Source organism: Streptomyces sp. ActVer (assembly GCF_027270795.1).
Taxonomy (GTDB): domain Bacteria; phylum Actinomycetota; class Actinomycetes; order Streptomycetales; family Streptomycetaceae; genus Streptomyces; species Streptomyces umbrinus_A.
Window position 1 is genome coordinate 1 of the sequence record NZ_JAPWHT010000834.1, and the last position, 1,891, is coordinate 1,891.

Here is a 1,891-nt window from a genome sequence, read left to right on the forward strand (position 1 = left end):
GCCCAGCCGGCGGCGACCCGGCGCGCGGCCAGGTCGTACGACGGCGACAGCTCGTCCGGAACCGGCGTGCGGCGCAACTGGCCGTGCAGGCGGGCGTCCAGGTAGGGCGAGCCCAGCAGGAAGTGCAGGATGCGCTCGTCGAGCCGCAGCCGGGACAGCGTCAGCCGTGAGTCGTCGTCCAGCTCCACGATCCGCCAGCGCCGCAGGGGCGCGACCGGGGTCAGCGCACTCCAGTGCGGTTCGGCGAGAGCGGCCAGAGCGAGCGAGAACGTGGGGTACGCGCGGTCCGGGTCCCCGCTCGCCGCGGCACACCGGGCGGCGGTCGTGGCGTCCAACTCGTAGGCAGCGGTGAGGAGTACGAGGTCCCGCTCGAAGGCGCTGAGCCCGAAGCAGGCGACGAGAGCGTCGAGGGGGGCGGTGGCGGGGCCCGCCGGGTGCTGCACGGGGTGGCCGGCGGCGCCGTGGCTTCCACCTCTCCCGTCGGCACCGCCCTCGGACTCGGATACCGTGCCCGGCTCGGCCGCGCGCGCCGCGTGGGCGTCGACGCGGGCCAGGGCGCGCCGGATCTCGGCGGTCAGCGTCGTGCCGCCGCCCGCCGTGCCGGGTGTGCCCGTCTCGTTCGTCCCCATGTCCTCACCTGCCCCCGTCGTTCCCACGCCGCCTCAGTCCTCCGTGCCCTCGGGGCCGTCGCCGGCCGTCGAGACATCCGAGGCATCCGAGGAGGCTGCGGAGGTCACCGCTCCCGTGCTCCTGGCCGCACCACGCGCCGACCTGCCGGACTGGGGTGAACTGCCGGACTTGCCCGACTGGGCAGCCTTGTTGGGCTGTCCCGCCTTGCGGGCGCGAGCCGGCGCCTTCGCGGCGGTCTTCACCGGTGCCTTCGCGGGAGCCTTCGCCGGGGCCTTGGCCGCGGCCTTCGCGACCGGCTTGGCCTCGGGCTCGGCTTCGGACTCGGCTTCGGACTCGGCGGGCGTCTTGGCGCCGGCCTTCGCCCCCGCCCCACCCGACGTCACTCCGGAAGCCCCACCCTCCGCGGGCGCGGAGCCACCCGCGGACCCGTTCACGGACGCGCCGGGCGGAACCGGCGCCCCCGGCGCCCCGGGCGCCCCGAACGGCAGCACCCGCACCGCACTCCGCTCCACCGGCTTCGCCGGCACGGGCACCTCGCGCCCCTCGATGAAGACGAGAGCCGCCTGGTACACCACGGACAGCGTGTACGGGGTCTGGTGGAGCATCCCCCACAGCTTCGACGTCTCGTCGATGTCCATCACCGTCGGCGAGAACCGCACCCGCTGCGCCGCCTCGGCCAGATCGCTGCTCGCCAAGTAGGGCTTCTCCCCGGCCAGTTCGATGATGTCCTTCGGCAGGACGGGTATCTCGTGCAGCGTGCGCACCACGGAACCGATCAGCCGCTGCCCGACCAGTTCCGACTCCTCGCCGTAGGCGCTGATCAGGAAGTGCAGGTCCAGCGCGGCGGCGGCCCGCTTGAGCAGCGTGCCGTCGGACGCGCGCGTCGGCAGGTCGTTGTTCCGCTGCGAGGTGTTGGGCGTGACCTGGTACAGGAACACGGTGATGGTGGGCTCGGCCGGCGGATCGGCTGACGGCTTGCGCGGTTCGACCTTGACGGCCATGTCGATCTCGGGCTGGAGATTGGCCTCGATCAGCAGGGCGAGGGCCTGAGTGACGTGGGCGATGGCGAGTGCGTTGCTCATGACGTCAGTTCCTCGGTCCCAAGTTCCTCAGCATCACCGTGTCCACCCTCGGTGCTCCGGGTTCGTCGTACGTTCCCCACTCGCGCCCCCTCGCCAGGTAGCCCGCAAGCTCCCGATGACGGTGCTCGCCGGCATCTTCGCCGTCGCCGTGGTCCTGGTGGGCCGGATGCGCGGTGTCA

Annotated in this window: 1 protein-coding gene and 1 pseudogene; both read right to left on the minus strand. The window is 73.1% G+C overall.

All coding sequences use genetic code 11. The features are described 5' to 3' along the window. Positions 1-629: pseudogene (locus O3Q52_RS52585) on the minus strand (AAA family ATPase); the annotation flags it as partial. Positions 630-662: 33 nt separating this feature from the next. After that, positions 663-1,712, minus strand: a complete 1,050-nt coding sequence (locus tag O3Q52_RS52590; RefSeq protein ID WP_269655469.1) for a DUF4255 domain-containing protein — start codon at positions 1,710-1,712, stop codon at positions 663-665. Positions 1,713-1,891: the final 179 nt, after the last annotated feature.

Bases quoted from the DNA above. Each gene is read 5' to 3' on its own strand.
- O3Q52_RS52590 (WP_269655469.1), bottom strand. From the start codon at position 1,712: ATGAGCAACGCACTCGCCATCGCCCACGTCACTCAGGCCCTCGCCCTG.